The organism is Methylobacterium sp. WL120, from assembly GCF_008039465.1.
Taxonomy (GTDB): domain Bacteria; phylum Pseudomonadota; class Alphaproteobacteria; order Rhizobiales; family Beijerinckiaceae; genus Methylobacterium; species Methylobacterium cerastii.
In genome coordinates this window covers 1-576 of the sequence record NZ_VRUT01000377.1, presented here as the reverse complement: position 1 = coordinate 576, position 576 = coordinate 1, and the positions used below count along the sequence as shown (strand labels likewise).

General features: G+C 71.9%; 1 pseudogene. It reads right to left on the bottom strand.

Annotation, left to right across the window (positions count from 1 at the left end):
* Nucleotides 1–576: pseudogene (locus FV229_RS27090) on the bottom strand (porin family protein); the annotation flags it as partial.

Below are 576 nucleotides of genomic sequence, written 5' to 3'. Positions count from 1 at the left end.
GCGCCGGCGGCCCAGCCGGTCTGGAAGTCGTTGCGGGACACGCCCGAACCGAAGTCACGGCCGCCGCCGCTGCCGTAGGCGAAGCCGCCGGTGCCGTACACGAGGGTGCGGTCGAAGGCGTAGCCGAGGCGACCGCGCACGGTGCCGAAGTAGTCGAGGCTGGAGATGCCCGCCGGGTTGTAGATCAGGTTGCCCGGCAGGATGCCGCCGCCAGCCACGGTGGCGGACGAGAAGCGGTTCCGGCCCTGACCGAAGTCGACGTACTGGGCGTCGGCCTCGACGCCGATCACGACGCCCGAGCCCGGGGTGAACTGGTAGTTGTAGCCGACCTGGCCACCGCCGGTGAAGCCGTCGTTGGCGCGGTTGCCGCCGAAAGCGAGCACGCCAGCGCGGTTACCACCGGCCGGGCCGGCGAAGATGGCGTTCTGCGGCGAGACGCCGACGACGGTGGCGCCGCGGCGCTCGCTGGCATCGAAGCCGTAGCCGGCGTTGATACCGAAGTAGGCGCCGGTCCAGGTGAACACCGGAACGGGCGTGAACACCGGCGGCGGTGCGCGACGCGGAAGGTCGGCAGCG